Annotated in this window: 21 protein-coding genes; 16 read left to right on the forward strand and 5 right to left on the reverse strand. The window is 41.6% G+C overall.

Annotated features, from left to right (window positions below; genetic code table 11):
* Positions 1-54: 54 nt before the first annotated feature.
* Together PNIG_RS00720 and PNIG_RS00725 are read right to left on the reverse strand one after the other, a co-directional pair.
* Positions 55-1086, reverse strand: coding sequence for a hypothetical protein (locus PNIG_RS00720; protein WP_011326861.1), 1032 nt, complete (start codon positions 1084-1086; stop codon positions 55-57).
* Positions 1087-1272: 186 nt separating this feature from the next.
* Entirely contained in the window at positions 1273-1734 is a 462-nt protein-coding gene (locus PNIG_RS00725) for an EVE domain-containing protein (protein WP_089367564.1), read from the reverse strand.
* A 76-nt stretch (positions 1735-1810) separates the two neighbouring features.
* Here PNIG_RS00725 and tesB point away from each other — a divergent pair, with 76 nt between their 5' ends.
* On the forward strand, positions 1811-2668 hold the full coding sequence (gene tesB / locus PNIG_RS00730; RefSeq protein ID WP_011326863.1) for an acyl-CoA thioesterase II: 858 nt from the start codon (positions 1811-1813) through the stop codon (positions 2666-2668).
* A 103-nt stretch (positions 2669-2771) separates the two neighbouring features.
* On the opposite strand, the gene plsB is transcribed toward tesB, so the two are convergent.
* Positions 2772-5210, reverse strand: coding sequence for a glycerol-3-phosphate 1-O-acyltransferase PlsB (plsB, locus tag PNIG_RS00735; protein ID WP_089367565.1), 2439 nt, complete (start codon positions 5208-5210; stop codon positions 2772-2774).
* Positions 5211-5648: 438 nt separating this feature from the next.
* On the opposite strand from plsB, the gene rpsJ reads away from it, so the two are divergent.
* The 15 genes from rpsJ to PNIG_RS00810 all read left to right on the forward strand — a co-directional run bounded on the left by rpsJ (position 5649) and on the right by PNIG_RS00810 (position 16020).
* Entirely contained in the window at positions 5649-5960 is a 312-nt protein-coding gene (gene rpsJ / locus PNIG_RS00740; RefSeq protein ID WP_002957900.1) for a 30S ribosomal protein S10, read from the forward strand.
* Between the two features lie 27 nt (positions 5961-5987).
* Entirely contained in the window at positions 5988-6623 is a 636-nt protein-coding gene (gene rplC / locus PNIG_RS00745; protein WP_011326865.1) for a 50S ribosomal protein L3, read from the forward strand.
* Positions 6624-6640: 17 nt separating this feature from the next.
* Entirely contained in the window at positions 6641-7246 is a 606-nt protein-coding gene (gene rplD / locus PNIG_RS00750) for a 50S ribosomal protein L4 (protein WP_002957897.1), read from the forward strand.
* A complete protein-coding gene (rplW, locus tag PNIG_RS00755; RefSeq protein ID WP_011326866.1) occupies positions 7243-7545 on the forward strand; it encodes a 50S ribosomal protein L23 in 303 nt (100 codons plus the stop codon). Before rplD ends, rplW begins: the two co-directional genes overlap by 4 nt.
* A gap of 15 nt (positions 7546-7560) precedes the next feature.
* Positions 7561-8385 carry a 50S ribosomal protein L2 gene (rplB, locus tag PNIG_RS00760; RefSeq protein WP_011326867.1) on the forward strand — a complete coding sequence of 275 codons (825 nt, stop codon included), beginning with the start codon at positions 7561-7563 and terminating at the stop codon, positions 8383-8385.
* A gap of 16 nt (positions 8386-8401) precedes the next feature.
* Positions 8402-8680, forward strand: a complete 279-nt coding sequence (gene rpsS, locus PNIG_RS00765; protein WP_010376377.1) for a 30S ribosomal protein S19 — start codon at positions 8402-8404, stop codon at positions 8678-8680.
* Positions 8681-8693: 13 nt separating this feature from the next.
* Positions 8694-9026, forward strand: coding sequence for a 50S ribosomal protein L22 (gene rplV / locus PNIG_RS00770; protein WP_002957892.1), 333 nt, complete (start codon positions 8694-8696; stop codon positions 9024-9026).
* Positions 9027-9038: 12 nt separating this feature from the next.
* Positions 9039-9740, forward strand: coding sequence for a 30S ribosomal protein S3 (rpsC, locus tag PNIG_RS00775; protein ID WP_011326869.1), 702 nt, complete (start codon positions 9039-9041; stop codon positions 9738-9740).
* 12 nt (positions 9741-9752) lie between these two features.
* A complete protein-coding gene (gene rplP, locus PNIG_RS00780) occupies positions 9753-10166 on the forward strand; it encodes a 50S ribosomal protein L16 (protein WP_011326870.1) in 414 nt (137 codons plus the stop codon).
* Positions 10166-10357, forward strand: a complete 192-nt coding sequence (gene rpmC, locus PNIG_RS00785) for a 50S ribosomal protein L29 (protein WP_011326871.1) — start codon at positions 10166-10168, stop codon at positions 10355-10357. Before rplP ends, rpmC begins: the two co-directional genes overlap by 1 nt.
* On the forward strand, positions 10357-10614 hold the full coding sequence (rpsQ, locus tag PNIG_RS00790) for a 30S ribosomal protein S17 (RefSeq protein WP_011326872.1): 258 nt from the start codon (positions 10357-10359) through the stop codon (positions 10612-10614). The genes rpmC and rpsQ overlap by 1 nt, the downstream gene beginning before the upstream one ends.
* A 421-nt stretch (positions 10615-11035) precedes the next feature.
* The gene (locus tag PNIG_RS00795; RefSeq protein WP_089367566.1) at positions 11036-12850 is read left to right on the forward strand and encodes an assimilatory sulfite reductase (NADPH) flavoprotein subunit; all 1815 of its coding nucleotides are present in this window, start codon (positions 11036-11038) and stop codon (positions 12848-12850) included.
* Positions 12851-12898: 48 nt separating this feature from the next.
* The gene (gene cysI, locus PNIG_RS00800; RefSeq protein ID WP_089367567.1) at positions 12899-14596 is read left to right on the forward strand and encodes an assimilatory sulfite reductase (NADPH) hemoprotein subunit; all 1698 of its coding nucleotides are present in this window, start codon (positions 12899-12901) and stop codon (positions 14594-14596) included.
* Positions 14597-14639: 43 nt separating this feature from the next.
* Positions 14640-15380 (forward strand): phosphoadenylyl-sulfate reductase, encoded by a 741-nt coding sequence (locus PNIG_RS00805; protein ID WP_089367568.1) that lies wholly within the window; start codon positions 14640-14642, stop codon positions 15378-15380.
* A 136-nt stretch (positions 15381-15516) separates the two neighbouring features.
* Positions 15517-16020: a DUF4124 domain-containing protein gene (locus PNIG_RS00810; protein WP_089367569.1), complete on the forward strand. Its 504-nt coding sequence runs from the start codon at positions 15517-15519 to the stop codon at positions 16018-16020.
* Between the two features lie 7 nt (positions 16021-16027).
* On the opposite strand, the gene PNIG_RS00815 is transcribed toward PNIG_RS00810, so the two are convergent.
* Complete coding sequence (locus PNIG_RS00815; RefSeq protein ID WP_089367570.1) at positions 16028-16279, reverse strand: hypothetical protein; 252 nt, start codon at positions 16277-16279, stop codon at positions 16028-16030.
* Positions 16280-16420: 141 nt separating this feature from the next.
* Complete coding sequence (gene acnA, locus PNIG_RS00820) at positions 16421-19165, reverse strand: aconitate hydratase AcnA (protein ID WP_089367571.1); 2745 nt, start codon at positions 19163-19165, stop codon at positions 16421-16423.
* Positions 19166-19250 lie beyond the last annotated feature (85 nt).

The following is a 19250-nucleotide window of genomic DNA, read 5'->3' on the forward strand; positions in this document are numbered from 1 at the left end:
TAGTTGCCGCAGTGGTATTAATAGTATTGCAGGCCGCTAGTTTAAATTTTAGTACTATTCAAGCTCTTTCAGTTTGTGCTTCACAAGAGGGTCGTTTGGCGCTAATTGCTTGGCGACTTCGAGTAATTGGATGGCATCATCGGGGTGCTGCTCTTGATGTTTAAGCGCTACATCAATAAGTGGCTGAATATCAATGCTAGCTTGATGCTCCTGTACGTGAGCTGTTTTTTCGTCTATCAAAATATTATGTGCAGTACTTAGTAATTCTAGGCGATGCGCCGATTTTTTATTCGCTTTATTGAGCCTTTTGTAATAGTCCTCTTTAAAGCGTAAGGTTTTAGTTTGCAGGCGAAACTGCGCAATATCAATTTGTTGATGGCGCATAAAGTCCACAGCTACTTGCTTATAAAAACCAAACTTGTTTAAGTAAGTGGCGTGAGTGCCGTGACCCATACCAAATACCCGTAAATGGTTAAGTTGCTTATAGCGCTTGGCATGTAGTCGATCAATACGATTAGTGGGGTCGTAAATAATATAGCCTTGGGCGTTGCCTAAATCTAAATCGGCATAACTGCCTTCCCAATCATATTGCTGAGCTATATCTGTGCTAGAGCGGTCGTCCCATGGCACTAAGCTTTTATTTTTAGTGCTAACAGGGTGAAAAAGCAATACCTGATCTAGCTTTAATAATTTTGCAAAAGCACCAACCGCAAAGCCACCACGGCTTAAGCCATAACCTAATCGAGTCTTAAAAGATGTAAGCAGTGGGGATAATTGTTCCAGAAAAAAAATTAAATTGCGGTTACGAAACCAATTACTTTTCCCTAGGTGCTGAAAGGCAATCACATTTACGTTTTGTTTTTGTGCCAGGTGATAACCCCAGGGCGCGAAGTCTGCGTGAAGGTCTTGCTCCTGCACATCAGTACCAGCAGGCGAAAAGGTAAATAGTAGGGGCTTATTAATATCAATAAAGTCGTACTTAACATATACATCGCCAAGTAAATCTCCCCCAGACATTGGCAGTTTGGCTTGCTGCTCATCACACGAAAGGGTTAACCACTCATCTAACCAATACAGTAACTTCATTTTTCCTCCACAAAAACAAGCGGCGAATTATAGCAAATTACCATAGATAAGAAAAACAAACGTACTTTTGTATTAGTGTCAGAGAGTTATACCTGTTGCATAGAGGATTGCTTTACTTATAAATTAGCCGGTAACTAAATTTACCGCTTTTTAAATAACTAGGCTCAGGTTAAATAGTAAAATATTTTACTCCTCAGCCATGTGGGTGATTATTTGCCAATCACTTTTGGTTACGGGCATTATTGACAATCGCCCGCCTTTTTTAAGCGCTATGTCGGTGATGCGAGGGTTAGCTTTTATTTCTTTTAAGCTAACCAGAGAGTTTAAATGAGATTGATAAGTTACTTCTACTACTACCCAGCGAGGATTGTCGCTGGTGGCTTTAGCATCATAATAATCACTACTTAAATCAAACTGAGTTGGATCTGGGTAAGCTGCTTTTGTTACTACAGCAATACCTACTACGCCTACGAGCTTGCAGCTAGAATGGTAAATCATTACTAGGTCACCTACTTTTACCTCGTCGCGCATAAAGTTACGTGCTTGGTAATTACGTACCCCTTCCCAAAGTGTGGTTTGATTTTGTGCATTTTTAAGATCGTCAATCGAAAATGCATCGGGTTCAGTTTTAAATAGCCAATACGCCATATCAGGACTCGTAGAATGATTTACATCCCTCTATTGTATAGTATCATTTGGGTATTAGAGAATTGAGGAAGTAATAATGAGCCAAGTATTAGATGATTTATTGTCGTTGTTAACACTTGAAGAAATTGAGCAAGGTTTGTATCGAGGGCAAAGCCAAGATTTAGGTTTTGGTGCTGTATTTGGCGGCCAAGTTATGGGCCAAGCGCTATCTGCTGCAAAAGAAACGCTACCAGAGGGGCGTATTGTACATTCACTCCACTCTTACTTTTTACGCCCAGGCGATGCCACTAAGCCTATTGTGTATGATGTAGAAGCTATTCGCGATGGTAAAAGCTTTAGCACTCGTCGGGTTAGTGCTATTCAGTACGGTAAGCCTATTTTTTACATGACAGCGTCTTTTCAAGGAGCTGAAGAAGGATTATCGCATCAGGCGACTATGCCTGACGTACCTTTACCCGAAGAGCTGCGTTCATCGTTAGAGTTTTATAAAGAAAACGCCGAGCAAATACCCGCAGCTATACGCAATCAATTTATTAGTGAAATGCCAATAGAAATACGTCCGGTGACCTTTCATAACCCATTTAAACCTGAAGCAATGGAGCCAGTTAAGCACATTTGGTTTAAAGCTAACGGTGAAATGCCAGACGATCAACGTATTCATAATTACTTATTAGCGTACGCGTCTGATTTTGAATTTTTACCAACTGCTTTGCAGCCGCATGGTGTGTCTTTTATGCAACCTAATATGCAAGTTGCCACGATTGACCATGCAATGTGGTTTCATCGACCATTTAGAATGGATGATTGGATTTTATACTCAGTTGACAGCCCAAGTGCAAGTTCTGGTCGAGGGTTAGTAAGAGGGCAATTTTTTGACCGCCAAGGCAACTTAATTGCCTCAACAATGCAAGAAGGGGTTATGCGTCAGCGCTAACTTACGCACTAGTAACAAAGGGTAGTAGGTGCCATATAAATTGTACGGCACCTACATTTAAACAAGTAAGTAAGCGGCGTTGCACTCACTCAAAACTAAGGCTTTATTTACACTGACCTTGTACTATATCGCTAATTGACTGCCAAACACGTGCTGGCAATAATGCTTTAAGATGCATATAAGTTTCACATAATTGCACGCTGCCTATTAAGCCCGCATCACCATCGGTAATTAAAGACTGTGCGCGTAAATTATCAATAAAGCTGACCAGCACCTTTTTATCAAAAAACTCTGGGGTTTTAATCCCATGCAAAGTACCTAAGCGTTGTGCTAGCACTTGGCTTTCTCGCTCTAACTCCGCTTTTTCAATGCCGTTGCTAGTTTGTATAAAGCCAATCACAATGGCATAACGCTGCAACGTAAAGTTTAGTGCTTTACCTAACATATCTAATTTAGCCAAACAGTCGTTGGTATTGGTTATATGAATGTTATCGCCATCAAGTTCTATTAAGTTTTGATCGACAAAATTAGCCAAAATACGCGTAATGTAATCCTCATCTAGCTCTCGTAAATACCATTCTTTAGCAAACAGCGGATAAAACGCCGCAATTAGCTGCTGACACTTTGAAACTGTTGTGGTTTTTTCTCTAAACAAATGCAGTGCAATTAAACTTGGTACGGCAAAAAGATGTAAAATATTATTACGATAATAATTAAAGAGTGTTTTTTCTTTATCGTTAATCGCGATAATTTCGCCAAATTCATCACTTATCACATCAAACTTATTAAGCTTTAATGCATGCGTTAACAGTTGCTCTGGCGTTTCCTCTGGAGCTGTTACTTTATTACTGTAGCTGGCGTCGCGTTGTAAGCGTAAGTAAAAATCAAGTTGCGCTAAAAGTTTTGGCTTACTCAGTGCATGCTTGTCGTTTACCAGTAAAATCATCGCTAATAAATTAACCGCATTAAGTGCCGCTGCATTGTTAATTTTAACCATAACTTGGTCGGCTAGGTTTGCTACTTGTGGGCCTAACCACTGCGGTTTTTGTACATCGGTAGGATGTATGTCGTCACGCCAATTGGGTTGGTTGTCATTTAAGTATTGGTTTATAGAAATAGGGTCACCAAAGTTTAAATAACCTCGGCCATAGTTTTTAAGGTTTTTAATCGCTTTAAAAATCCCAAAGATAGACTCACCTTTTTTATCATTTCCAGCGAGTTCTTTAAGGTAAGTGTTAATTTCCATAACGTGCTCGTAACCAATATATACCGGCACAATAGAAATAGGGCGGTCAATACCACGCAGCATTGCTTGCATGGTCATTGCTAACATACCCGTTTTAGGCGGCAGCAAGCGCCCGGTGCGGCTACGTCCGCCTTCGGTATAAAATTTAACAGAGTAACCTTTAATAAATAACTGGCTTAAATATTCTTTAAATACCGCAGAGTAAAGCTTATTACCGGCAAATGAACGGCGAATAAAAAATGCGCCCGAGCGGCGAAAGATCCCGCCTGCCGGGAAAAAGTTAAGGTTAATACCCGCGGCTATATGTGGTGGTACTAAACCTTGATGATAAATAGCATAAGTAAGTAGTAAGTAATCCATATGGCTGCGATGGCACGGCATATAAATAATTTCGTGGCCTTTATTAGTCAGCTCATGAATTTGCTCTGTGTATTTTATATCTATACCGTTATATAGCTTATTCCACAGCCAAGTTAAAAAACGCTCAGCTACGCGTATCATCGCCTCTGAATAGTTAGCCGCTATTTCATTAAGTAACTTAACCGCATTTTGACGTGCTTGCGCTTGGCTAATGTTTTTAGCCTTTGCTTCGTCTTGTATGGCTTTTTTTATCGTTGGAGAGGCTAATAATGAGTTAAATAGCTGCTCGCGCGATGGCATTTTAGGGCCTGTTGCGGCAAGTTTTTGGCGGCGAAAGTGCACGCGGGCTACTCTTAATAGTTTTTGTGGTAGCTCGTTAACATCCGCTTTTTCGTCTACTAAAAGCGATAAGTCGAGCGGTTGGCTAAAGCGGATAAAGTTATCTCGGCCAGAAAACAGCACCACAAATAACTTTCTAAACCAACTTGGTGTTAATGAGTGTGTTATGAGCGTGCTAAGTCCGGGCTTTTCTTTGCCGGGTGCTCGGCCCCATAAAATAGTAACAGGAATAACCTGCACATCTTTTTGACCACTACTTAATAAGTGGTCAATAATTTGTTTGCCTTGCGCCAGTGCATTAGTTGGCTTTGCTATATCACCAATTAATGGTGGTGGGTTTTCAATCCCTATAAAGCGGTCTAAGCGTTGTGTGCCTAATACTTGTTGTTCTCTAGGGTCGGGTAATCCATGGCGTTTACATACCCGAGCAAGCGCCGCTAAGTCAAAGCGAGAGTTTAAGCGTACAATATAAAAGGTAGGGTTTTTAGAGTTTAATTCATATTGTTCAGTCGGCTTTTCTGGCAGTACCTTACTTCTTACAAGTAAGCGGCTTACTCCAGCTGATAAAACATTTAAGCAATAATTTACAATACGCATCGACTCACCATATAGAGAGTAATTACCCATATAATTTGGGTATATAAAAGCAAAATTGGCGCATATGATAACATAAGATCTAAAAAAGCCTTTAATTTGCGTTGCCGATTAGTCAGTACGTTATGGCTTAATATATATGCATTACACTTGATTGTAGCTGCTCTATAATAGGTTGCAGTATATTTGAGCAACCAGCAGGCTGTAATTATTTACTAATTAGCTGTTGCATTTATCACCAATGTAATTATAATACGCAGGCTTTCAAAATTCCCAAGGGAACTTGGAAGGATAAATTAAGCTAGGATTTCTAGCTAATAAACAGGAGTTCCGATTTGGAACTCAACGTAGATATAATCTAACAACCGACATCTTAATATTTAAGATTGTTTCGGTCGTTTTTTTATGCTCTTTTAAATGCTCTTTATATTGAGGTTAAGAATGTCAAATCAACGCATTCGTATTCGCCTAAAAGCTTTTGACCACCGTTTGATTGACCAATCAACGGCGGAAATCGTGGAAACTGCGAAACGCACTGGCGCACAAGTACGTGGACCAATTCCACTACCTACACGCTTTGAACGTTTTACTGTACTAACATCACCGCACGTTAATAAAGACGCGCGTGATCAGTACGAGATCCGCACCCATAAACGTCTGATCGACATCGTTGAACCAACTGACAAGACTGTTGACGCTCTTATGCGTTTAGATCTTGCTGCTGGTGTAGATGTTCAAATCAGCCTGGGTTAATCGGAAGATTAGAGAGGTTTTAGGAAAATGGCATTAGGTCTAGTCGGTCGTAAAGTGGGTATGACACGAATCTTCACTGAAGATGGTGTATCTATCCCTGTGACAGTTATTGAAGCGACACCTAACCGCATTGCTCAGATTAAATCTGAAGCAACAGACGGTTATAACGCGCTTCAAGTAACCGCAGGCACTAAAAAAGCAAGTCGTGTAAACAAAGCTTCAGCGGGTCATTTCGCTAAAGCTGGTGTTGAAGCGGGTCGCGGTCTGTGGGAATTCCGCCTAAATGGTGGTGAAGGCGATTTTGAAGTAGGCGCTGAGCTTACTGTTGAATTATTCAACGAAATCAACAAGGTTGACGTAACCGGTACTTCTAAAGGTAAAGGTTTCCAAGGTGGTGTTAAGCGCTGGAATTTCAGCATGCAAGACGCTACACATGGTAACTCTCTATCTCACCGTGCTCCTGGTTCAATCGGTCAAAACCAATCACCTGGTAAGGTGTTTAAAGGTAAGAAAATGGCCGGTCATATGGGTGCTGAGCGTGTAACGACTCAAAACTTAGAACTAGTTCGCGTTGACGCTGAGCGTAATTTGCTTTTAGTTAAAGGTGCAGTACCTGGCGCTATCGGCGGTGACGTTATCGTTAAACCAGCTGTTAAAGCATAAGTCCTGGAGATTTAGTGATGGAATTAGCAATTAAAGACGCTTCTGGCGGTCTTGAAGTTTCTGAAGCTACTTTTGGACGTGAGTTTAACGAAGCATTAGTACATCAAGTAGTTGTTGCATACGCAGCAGGTGCTCGTCAAGGTACTCGTGCTCAGAAGACACGTTCTGAAGTAAGCGGTGGTGGTAAAAAGCCATGGGCTCAAAAAGGTACTGGCCGAGCACGTGCTGGTACGATTCGTAGCCCAATTTGGCGTTCAGGTGGCGTTAGCTTTGCAGCTAAACCACAGGATCATAGCCAAAAAGTAAACCGTAAAATGTACCGCGGTGCGATTAAAAGCATCTTATCTGAATTAGTTCGTCAAGAGCGTTTAATCGTTGTTGAAAGTTTTGCTCTAGCAGCACCAAAAACTAAAGAACTAGTTGCTAAGCTTAAAGAACTTGAGCTTAAAGATGTTCTTATCGTGACTGAAGAAGTAGATGAAAATCTTTTCTTATCGGCACGTAACCTTTATAAGGTTGACACGCGTGATGTAGCTGGTATCGATCCTGTAAGCTTAATTGCTTTCGACAAGGTACTTATTACAGCCGCTGCTGTTAAGCAACTTGAGGAGGCGCTAGCATGATTCGCGAAGAACGTCTTTTAAAAGTGATCGTTGCTCCACATATCTCTGAAAAAAGCACTATTGCTGCTGAAGAAAACAATACTATTGTTTTTAAAGTAGCAAAAGATTCAACTAAAGCTGAAGTTAAAGCAGCAGTTGAGAAGCTTTTTGAAGTAGAAGTAACGGGTGTTCGCACACTTAACGTTAAGGGTAAAACAAAACGTACTGGCGCACGTTTCGGTCGTCGTAACGACTGGAAAAAAGCTTACGTTACTCTTAAAGAAGGTAGCGAGCTAGACTTTGTCGGCGGCGCCGAGTAATAAGGGGATAGAATTATGGCACTTCAAAAGTGTAAGCCTACTTCTGCGGGCCGTCGTCACTTAGTTAAAGTGGTTAACTCTGATTTACATAAGGGTAAGCCGTACGCACCACTATTAGAGAAAAACTCTAAATCAGGTGGTCGTAATAACAATGGTCGTATTACGGTTCGTCATATCGGTGGTGGTCATAAGCAACATTACCGTTTAATCGATTTTAAACGTACTAAAGATGGCATTCCAGCCACTGTTGAACGTTTAGAATACGATCCAAATCGTAGCGCAAACATCGCTCTTGTATTATATGCAGACGGTGAGCGTCGTTACATTATCGCACCAAAAGGCTTAAAAGCTGGCGATGCAATCCAGTCTGGTGTTGATGCACCAATCAAACCTGGTAATGCATTACCAATGCGTAATATGCCTGTAGGTTCGACTGTTCACAACGTAGAATTAAAACCAGGTAAAGGTGCTCAAATCGCACGTTCTGCTGGTGCATACGTTCAAATCCTTGCTCGTGATGGTCAGTATGTAACATTACGTCTTCGTTCAGGCGAAGTACGTAAAGTTGAAGCTGATTGTCGTGCGACTCTAGGTGAAGTAGGCAATGCTGAGCATATGCTTCGTTCACTTGGTAAAGCAGGTGCAAATCGCTGGCGTGGTATCCGTCCGACAGTTCGTGGTGTTGCCATGAACCCGGTAGATCACCCACACGGTGGTGGTGAAGGTCGTACATCTGGTGGTCGTCATCCTGTGTCTCCATGGGGTAAGCCGACTAAAGGTGCTAAGACACGTAAGAACAAGCGTACTGATAAGTTTATCGTACGTCGTCGTACTAAATAATAGTTGAGGAATAGCCATGCCACGTTCTCTCAAGAAGGGTCCTTTTATAGACCTACACTTGCTGAAGAAGGTAGAGAAAGCGTTGGAAAGCGGAGACAAGAAGCCAATTAAAACTTGGAGCCGTCGTTCAATGATCATACCTAACATGATCGGATTGACCATCGCTGTCCATAATGGTCGTCAGCACGTTCCTGTGTTTATCACAGACGAAATGATCGGTCACAAACTAGGTGAATTTGCACCAACTCGCACTTACCGTGGCCATGCTGCGGATAAGAAAGCGAAGAAACGATAAGAGGGGAAGATAAATGCAAGCATTAGCTAAACATAAATTCGCCTCTGGTTCGGCGCAAAAAGCACGTCTAGTTGCAGATCAGATCCGCGGACTACCGGTTGATCGCGCACTAGAAATCCTGGCGTACAGCCCGAAAAAAGCGGCTGTATTAGTAAAGAAAGTACTTGAGTCTGCTATTGCTAACGCAGAGCATAACGAAGGTGCTGACATTGATGAGCTTCGTATAACAACGATCTTTGTGGACGATGGTCCTACAATGAAACGTATTATGCCACGTGCTAAAGGACGCGCAGACCGCATCCTTAAGCGTACAAGCCATATCACTGTTATGGTTTCAGATAGCTAGGAGATATAAGTAATGGGACAAAAAGTTCATCCTACTGGTATTCGCCTAGGTATATCTAAACCTTGGGTTTCTACCTGGTACGCGAGTTCAAAAGATTTCTCTGCACAGCTTTTTGGCGATCACAAAGTACGTACATTCCTTACAAAGGAATTGAAAACGGCTTCTGTGTCTAAAATCGTTATTGAGCGTCCAGCAAAATCAATCCGCGTAACAATCCACACGGCTCGTCCGGGTGTTGTTATCGGTAAAAAAGGCGAAGACGTAGAAAAATTACGTCAAGCGGTAACTAAAATCGCTGGTGTACCTGCTCAGATTAATATTTCTGAAGTACGTAAACCAGAACTAGATGCACAACTAGTAGCAGACGGCATTGCCTCTCAACTAGAGCGTCGTGTTATGTTCCGTCGCGCTATGAAGCGTTCGGTACAAAATGCAATGCGCATCGGTTCTAAAGGGATTAAAGTTGAAGTTAGCGGTCGTCTTGGCGGCGCAGAAATCGCACGTACAGAGTGGTATCGTGAAGGTCGTGTACCTCTACATACTCTTCGTGCTGATATCGACTACGCAACTTCTGAGGCCTTAACCACTTATGGTATCATTGGTGTTAAAGTTTGGATCTTCAAAGGCGAAGTTATTGGTGGTTTACCACTAGTACAAGAGCAAGAGAAGCCAGCTAAACGCGCACCAAAGAAAGCCAAAAAAAGTGCTAAGTAGAGGTAGCGAGTAATGTTACAGCCAAAACGTACAAAATTCCGTAAAACGCACAAAGGTCGCAACCGTGGTCTAGCGCAAAACGGTAACAAAGTAAGCTTCGGTACTTTCGGTTTGAAAGCTACTGGCCGTGGCCGCATGACTGCTCGTCAAATCGAAGCAGCTCGTCGTGCCATGACGCGTCACGTGAAACGTCAAGGTAAAATCTGGATCCGTGTTTTCCCAGACAAGCCAATCACGAACAAACCGCTTGAAGTTCGTATGGGTAAAGGTAAAGGTTCTGTTGAGTATTGGGTTGCTGAAATTCAGCCTGGTAAAGTACTTTACGAAATGGAAGGTGTTTCAGAAGAGCTTGCTCGTGAAGCGTTTGACCTTGCTGCTCGTAAATTGCCATTCAAAACAACTTTCGTAACTCGGACGGTAATGTGATGAAAGCTAGCGAACTAAAAGATAAAAGCGTAGAAGAGCTTAATACTGAACTTCTAGGACTTCTTCGTGAGCAATTTAATATGCGCATGCAAGCAAGCACTGGTCAGTTAGCTCAGACACACACGCTAAGAACAGTACGCCGCGATATCGCGCGTGTAAAAACAGTTATTAACCAGAAGGCAGGTCAATAATGAGCGATAAAATTCGTACTCTTCAAGGCCGTGTAATTAGCGACAAGATGGAAAAATCTTTCACTATTGCTATCGCACGTTATGTGAAGCACCCAATTTATGGGAAATTCATTCGACGCACGACTAAGCTACACGTACATGACGAAAATAATGAAGTTCAGGCTGGTGACGTAGTTACTATCCGTGAATGTGCTCCAATTTCTAAGAGTAAATCTTGGACATTCGTAGCAGTTATTGAACGTCCAAAACAAGCTTAATTTTTAATTAAGTCTGTTTTATAAAAAGCCCCGGCATTTATTTGCTGGGGCTTTTTGTTTTTACGAAGCTGCGAGTTTGAGCTGCAAGCAATCAGCAACTCAGAGTTAATTTAGCGCTCTTTTATGGTTGTGGTATTTATACATAACAACAATATTTATCTACTCAATAAAGCTCAGGCACAAATAGCCCCTTTTATCCTTCGAAAACCCATTCCTTAATCTGTTTTTAACTATATTTACTGAAGTTAATAACTAAATAGAATATCAAAGTTGATTCTGTTCTTTTTTTAACTCTGCATTGCCCGCTATCCTACAAGCTCAGTAAACCTCAACAGATAGTCTCTGGGTGAGGTAAAACTCATTTTGAACGACGTATAACAGTACGTTGTGTTTAACTTTTAGGGTTACGGGGAATTGATTCATGTTGCTAGGTCAACTAAACGCTGCGGCAAGTCCGCTATCGCAAGAGCAAGTACAAAAGCTGCAAGGTTTAGTGGCTGAGCTTAATCCAATTCAACAAGCATGGGTTAGCGGCTATCTTGCTGCAAATGCTAATACGGCGGCCTTAGGCGGTGCAGTGGGCGCAGCTCCAAATGCTGGTGAGGCAGTTGCATTAACTATTTTATATGGCTCGCAAACAGGTAATGCAAAGGGTGTAGCTGCTAAGTTAAAAGCACAAGCAGAGTCACGCGGTTTAGCCGTAAAGCTAGTGAACATGGCCGATTACAAACCAACTGCACTAAAAAAAGAAAAGTTTATAACTGTGGTTGTTGCAACTTACGGCGAAGGTGAGCCACCAGAAGATGCAGAGGCTTTGCACGAATTTTTAACCACTAAAAAAGCGCCTAAGTTAGATGGAGTGAAGGTAGCCGTGATTGGCTTAGGGGATTCGAGCTATGAATTTTTTTGCCAAACAGCAAAAGACTTTGAGCAGCGGTTAAATAAACTCGGCGCAGAAACAATTTATCAACGCGCCGATTTAGATGTAGATTACGATGACGAAGCGGCAACTTGGATCACTGGTGCATTGGATGCCTTTGAACCCGATTTAAAAGCACAGCAAGGTAGCTCAGGTGGTCAAGTTATTGCAATGTCGTTTGCTGGGTCAACTACCGTGGCAAGTCAATATACTAAGCAAAACCCGTTTGCCGCAGAACTAGGTTTAGTGCAAAAAATTACAGGTCGCGACTCAACTAAAGATGTCCGCCACGTAGAAATTTCGCTTGAAGGCTCAGACATTAGTTATATACCAGGTGATTCATTAGGTGTGTATTTTTTAAATGACGAAGCCCGTGTTGATGAGTTGCTTACACACACGCAAATTGATGCAGCTAGTTTAGTAAAAGTTGCAGATGAACAGCTAAGTATTCGCGATGCACTGATTGAAAAACTTGAATTAACGCAGTCGTACCCTGGCTTTGTGGAAAAATATGCAATAGCTACAGGCACACCACAACTATTAAAACTGGTTGAAGATAAAGCGGCAATGCATGAATACATTGAACCGCGCCAAATATTTGATGTGGTTGCACAAAACCCGGCTAAGCTCGACGCGCAAACACTCGTCGATTGCCTGCGTAAATTACAAGCACGTTTATATTCAATTGCCTCTAGCCAAAGCGAGGTTGAAGACGAGGTACATTTAACCGTAGCATTGGTTGAGTTTAATACTTTTGGTAGCGAGCATTTGGGCGGTTGTTCGGGCTATTTAGCGCGCCGTGCTGAGGAAGGCTGTAAAGTTAAGGTATTTAGTGAGCATAACGATAATTTTCGTTTACCAACGAATGATGAAACACCAATAATTATGGTTGGCCCTGGTACGGGAATAGCACCGTTTCGCGCCTTTTTACAAGAGCGTGATGCGCGCGGCGCATCAGGTAAAAACTGGCTGTTTTTTGGCAATCCACATTTTACTCAAGACTTTTTATACCAAGTTGAAATTCAAGGTTACTTAAAGTCGGGTTTACTAAGCAAAGTAGATGTTGCATTTAGCCGCGACCAAGCCGAAAAAGTGTATGTGCAAGATAAGTTACGTAGTAACAGCAAAGCTATTTTTGAGTGGCTTGAAGCCGGCGCACATTTTTATGTGTGTGGCGACGCTAATCATATGGCAAAAGATGTACACCAAGCATTACTCGAAATTATTAAAGAAAATACCGGTAAGAGCGATGAAGATGCTCAGCAGTATTTAAAAGATTTACGCAGCGCAAACCGCTATCAGAAAGACGTTTACTAAAATTAAATATTTAAAGCAGCCGTCACTGTCACTAATTTAGGATTAAACATGAGCGAACAAGATAAAAACGTAAAGCTTTCTGATAACGAGCGCATGAAACGAGAAAGTAATTTTTTACGTGGCACTATAGCAACAGATTTAAAAGATGAGATCACCGGTGGTTTTACCGCTGATAACTTCCAGTTAATTCGGTTTCACGGTATGTACCAGCAAGATGACCGCGATATTCGTGGTGAGCGCGCTAAGCAAAAGCTTGAACCATTACACAACGTAATGTTACGTGCGCGTATGCCTGGCGGTATTATTAAGCCTGAGCAATGGTTAGCCATAGATAAATTTGCAGAAGAAAAAACCAGCTATGGCAGTATCCGTTTAACTACGCGTCAAACGTTTCAGTTTCATGGTGTATTAAAGCCTAATATTAAAGGCATGCACCAATTACTGGATAGCGTTGGAATTGACTCTATTGCTACCGCAGGCGATGTTAATCGAAATGTGTTGTGTACTACTAATCCGGTTGAGTCAGAGCTGCATCAAGAAGCGTATGAGTGGGCTGCAAAAATTTCAGAGCACCTATTACCAAAAACCAAGGCTTACGCCGAAATTTGGCTTAATGGTGAAAAAGCAGAAACCACAGAAGAGCCAATTTTAGGTTCTAATTACTTACCGCGTAAGTTTAAAACAACGGTAACAATTCCGCCGAATAATGAAGTGGATGTGCACGCCAATGATTTAAACTTTGTAGCTATTGCCGAAAATGGTAAATTAATTGGCTTTAACGTACTTGTCGGTGGTGGCCTTGCCATGACACATGGCGATACAGCAACCTACCCACGTAAAGCAGACGACTTTGGTTTTATTCCACTAGAACATACGTTAAAAATTGCCGAGCATGTGGTGTCGGTACAGCGCGATTGGGGTAATCGTTCAAATCGCAAAAATGCTAAAACAAAATACACATTAGATCGAGTAGGCGTTGATGTATTTAAAGCGGAAGTAGAGAAACGTGCGGGTGTTGAGTTTGCTTCAAGTCGTCCTTATAAATTTACTCACCGAGGCGATCGTATAGGTTGGGTTGAAGGTATAGATGGCAAACATCACTTAACATTATTTATTCAAAGTGGGCGTATTTTAGATTATCCAGACAAACCACTAAAAACAGGCTGTCGTAAAATAGCAGAAGTTCACCAAGGTGACATGCGCATGACGGCAAACCAAAACTTAATTATTGCTGGTGTAGCTGCAAATCAAAAAGCCGTGATTGAAGAAATTGCCCGTAACCATGGTTTAATTGACGATAAAGACACCGAACAACGTAAAAATTCTATGGCGTGTGTGGCACTGCCAACATGCCCATTAGCTATGGCTGAAGCTGAGCGTTATTTACCTAGTTTGGTTGAAAAAATAGAAGCACTGTTAGCCAAGCATGGTGTGCCGAATGACAGTATTATTATGCGCGTTGTGGGTTGCCCCAATGGTTGTGGGCGTGCCATGTTAGCCGAAGCGGGATTGGTTGGGAAAGGTCCGGGTAAATATAATGTGTATCTAGGCGGTAACCTTGAAGGCACACGTATTCCTAAATTATATTTAGAAAATGTGGGTGAAGACGTGTATTTAGCTGCTTTTGATGAATTAATTGGTCAATGGGTTAATGAGCGTAACGAAGGTGAGTGTTTTGGTGACTTTGTTATACGCAAAGGCATAGTTGCTGAAGTAAAAGTATCAGTAACCGATTTTCACGCTTAATTAAATACCAGCGCTTTGGCGCTGGTGAGGTTTGGAATTTACCATGAGTGAATTTAAAAACATTTTACAGCTAGATAAACAAAGCCAGGCGGCTATGTTAGCTGATGCTAATGGTTTGCTAGCGAATATGAGCGCAGAACAGCGTGTTTCATGGGCGCTTGATAACTTGCCTAATACGGCTTTTTTATCATCTAGCTTTGGTATTCAAGCGGCAGTAATGCTGCATTTAATGACCTCACAACGTCCAGATATTCCCGTTGTATTAACCGATACAGGCTATCTATTTCCTGAAACGTATCAGTTTATTGAACAAATGAGTGAGCGTTTATCACTAAACTTAAAGGTGTATAGAGCGCAGCTAAGCCCAGCATGGCAAGAAGCTAAGTTTGGCAAGTTGTGGGAGCAAGGTGAGGACGGTATTAAGCAATATAACCAGCTTAATAAAGTTGAGCCGATGACCCGCGCACTTAAAGAGATAGAAGCGGGCACGTGGTTTAGTGGTTTGCGTCGCGATCAATCATCTACACGTGCTGATAAACAGTTTGTAGAAATAAGCCGTGGTACCGTTAAAGTGTACCCGATTATTGAATGGTCTAACCGCGACGTGTATCAGTACCTGACTAAGCATGATTTACCTTACCACCCATTATGGGAACAAGGTTATGTGTCGATGGGGGACGTACATACAACACGTAAGTTGGAACCAGGAATGACAGAGGAAGAAACTCGCTTTTTTGGTTTAAACCGAGAATGTGGACTGCACATGGATGGTGACGGTATTTAATATTATTGATTATCTCGCTCAATATTTAATAAAACGCAGCCTTGGCTGCGTTTTTTACTTACACAAAAGGATTGCCTGATTGATTGCTTTTTATTAAACTTGGCCGAATAAAGGATTAATTTTAAGCAGGAAGGCTATGAAATACTTTACCTATTTAGCAGTGTCAGTAATGATTATTGCTGTTATTTCTCTATTTTATTTAAAAAAGCCAAACGGAGAAACATGGCTTAGTACATCTGTTGTGATCAACGAATCTCAGCAAATTAAAGATAAAATAATCTCGTTTACCAGCAATACGTTTGAGCAAGCCGTTAGTAGCGTGTCGAACACACCCTCAACAACCCGCAGTAAAATATTTAAGTGGCAAGATCGGCAAGGCCAATGGCATTTTTCAGATACGCCTCACCCTAATGGTAAAAGTGTTGAAGTAAAACTAGACCCTAAAGATATTAACGTGGTGGTTGCCCAAGATACGGCTATTTTATCGGGCAGTTCCAAATCCTCGGCAGTAAATAACACTTCAGCTACACCTACAGTTTATGATCCAGTATCAATTAAAAAGGTGTTTGATGACGCTGAAAAAGCAAAACAAAAATTAGAGCAACGTACTAAACAATTAAATGATTTAAACGGTTTTTAATTATTCATTATTTGTGTTTATGGCTATGCGCTTTTAAATAACGCTTTTCTGCTTCCATAAGTAAAATAGTTAAATAAATTTTAGTGGGTAACGATAATAATACGCCAATAGCAATGCAGGCTGCCGCTGTAATTATGCCGTTAATACCATGCTGGCGAGTAAAGTAGCTTGATACAATTAACGCATGACCAGTCACAATTAGGCATAACCCAAGTATAATTGATATTTTAAGTAGCCTAATAATTATGATTTGTGACATAGCGCCCTCACTAATAGTCTTACTAGTGTAGGGTGTTTTTAAAGCATTACCTTGATTTATCGCAACTGACGCGCATAAAAAAGCCTAACAAAATTGTTAGGCTATGATTAAATTTTAGGCGTAAGTTTAAGTTGCTATTAGTTAATCGAGCATATTACGAAGTACATACTGTAAAATGCCACCGTGTTTGTAGTAATCCCACTCTTTTGGCGTATCAATACGTACATCGGCACTAAAGCTTACTTTTTTACCTTCACTATTAGTTGCAATAACGCTAACTTCCTTGGTTTTATCAAACAAGCCTTCAATATCAAACTGCTCTTGGCCGGTTAAACCTAGCGACTCATGACTTTCGCCATCTTTAAACTGTAGCGGTAAAACTCCCATACCAATAAGGTTAGAGCGATGAATACGCTCATAGCTTTGTGCTATTACAGCTTTAACACCTAACAGTAGCGAGCCTTTCGCTGCCCAGTCACGAGATGAGCCGGTACCATATTCTTTACCAGCTAAAATAACCAATGGCGTATCGTTCTTTTGATATTCCATGGCGGCATCATAAATACTGGCAAGCTCATCATCAGGTTGCGTGCGGGTAACACCGCCTTCAGTACCGGGTGCAAGGAGGTTTTTAAGCCTAATATTAGCAAATGTACCGCGCATCATTACTTCGTGGTTACCACGACGCGAACCATAGGAGTTAAACTGCGCTTGTACTACTTTGTTATCTTGTAAATATAACCCTGCTGGTGAGTCTGCTTTAATAGCACCGGCTGGCGAAATATGATCCGTAGTAACCGAGTCACCTAGTTTTGCTAAACAACGTGCGCCGGTAATGGTTGGAATACCCGGAGGCTCAATACTCATACCATCAAAAAAGGGTGCTTTTTTAATATAGGTTGATGCATCATCCCAATCGTAAAGTTTCCCATCAGGTATTTGAATTTTTTGCCAACGGCTATCGCCTTCGTATACGTTAGCATAATTTTTTTCGAACATTTCTCTGGTTACCGTTTCCTTAACTAAATCGCTTACTTCTTTAACACTTGGCCAAATGTTTTTAAGGTAAATATCGTTACCGTTAGCATCTTGTGCCAGTGGTTCGTTATATACGTCAATATCGGTTCTGCCCGCAATGGCGTATGCTACAACAAGCGGAGGAGATGCTAAAAAGTTCATTTTAACATCTTGGTGAATACGCCCTTCAAAGTTACGGTTACCCGATAAAATTGAGCTCACAACCAGTTTGTGCTTTTGAATAGCATCTGAAATTTCAGGAGCCAGCGGGCCTGAGTTACCAATACACGTTGTACAACCATAGCCAACTAAGTTAAAGCCTAGGCTTTCTAAATCGTCCATTAGCCCTGCTTTTTCTAAGTAGTCAGTAACGACCTTAGAGCCAGGAGCAAGTGATGTTTTAACCCAAGGTTTTACATTAACCCCTAATTGCTTGGCTTTTTTAGCAACTAAGCCAGCCGCTAAAATAACACTGGGGTTAGAGGTGTTTGTACAACTAGTGATTGCGGCAATAACACAGGCACCATCTTTTAGTTCGAACTCTTGGCCTTTAAAGTTTACTTTTGCTGCGCCTATAAACGGCGCTTCATTGCTTGATTCGTCAGGATTAGTTACAGGGCCTTCGCTTTCGATACGTGCTTGCTCTGTATCACTGCTGCTAATTTTTGCTAAACGCTCGTCTTGAAACTCTTTTAAATGCTGACTAATTGCTTCGCCAGCTTTATCAAGTGATATTCTATCCTGTGGGCGTTTAGGGCCAGCAAGGCTTGGTACTACGTCATCTAATATCAGTTCAAGTTTATCGGTGTAATTAGCTTCATCGCCATCGTTACGCCATAAGCCTTGATGCTTAGCATAATCTTCAATAAGTTTAAGCTGTTTCTCATCGCGGTTGGTTAAACGCAGATAGTTAATGGTTTCGTCATCAATCGGGAAAATACCACATGTAGCACCATATTCTGGCGCCATGTTGGCAATTGTTGCTCTATCGGCAAGTGGTAAGTCGGCAAGGCCATCACCATAAAACTCTACAAATTTACCTACGACACCATGGTTACGTAGCATTTCGGTAACGGTAAGTACTAAGTCGGTAGCTGTGGTGCCCTCTGGTAAACGGCCGTTTAATTTAACCCCTACAACCTGAGGTATTAATAAGCTAATAGGTTGGCCAAGCATAGCGGCTTCGGCTTCAATGCCGCCTACGCCCCAGCCAAGTACGCCTAAGCCGTTAATCATAGTGGTGTGCGAATCGGTACCCACTAAAGTGTCTGGGTACGCGTACTTTTGGCCATTACGTTCATCATTAAAAACAACGCGCGCTAAATACTCTAAATTTACTTGGTGCACAATACCGGTTGCTGGAGGGACAACTTTTAAGTTATCGAAGGCAGTTTGGCCCCAACGTAAAAATTCATAACGCTCTTTATTACGGTCATATTCAAGCTTGGCGTTTAAGTCAAACGCACCCTCGTTACCATAGCCATCTACTTGCACAGAATGGTCAATAACAAGTTCAGCAGGAGAAAGCGGGTTAATTTTTGCTGGATCGCCGCCTAGTTTTTCCATCGCATCGCGCATTGCCGCTAAATCGACAATGGCAGGTACACCGGTAAAGTCTTGCATCACAACACGGGCAGGCGTAAACGCTACTTCAGCAGAGGGCTTAGCTTGAGGGTCCCAATCTAATAGGGCTTGAATGTCTTGTTCTTTAATGTTTTCGCCGTCTTCGTTACGAAGTAGGTTTTCGAGTAGTATTTTTAAAGAAAAAGGTAAGCGTTTGGCTTTGTCGCCAAGGCCTTTAAGAGAGTGAATATGAAACTGCTCACCATTAACGGTAAGTTGCTGCTGGGTTTTGAAACTATTATTCATTATTTGCCCCTTTTGTTATTAGATAAGTGTTGTGTAGAGTGACCTTTTATAGTTTGTGAATTGCAAAGTGTATACCAAGATAAAA

The sequence above is a fragment of the Pseudoalteromonas nigrifaciens genome (assembly GCF_002221505.1).
In the GTDB taxonomy this organism is placed as follows: domain Bacteria; phylum Pseudomonadota; class Gammaproteobacteria; order Enterobacterales; family Alteromonadaceae; genus Pseudoalteromonas; species Pseudoalteromonas nigrifaciens.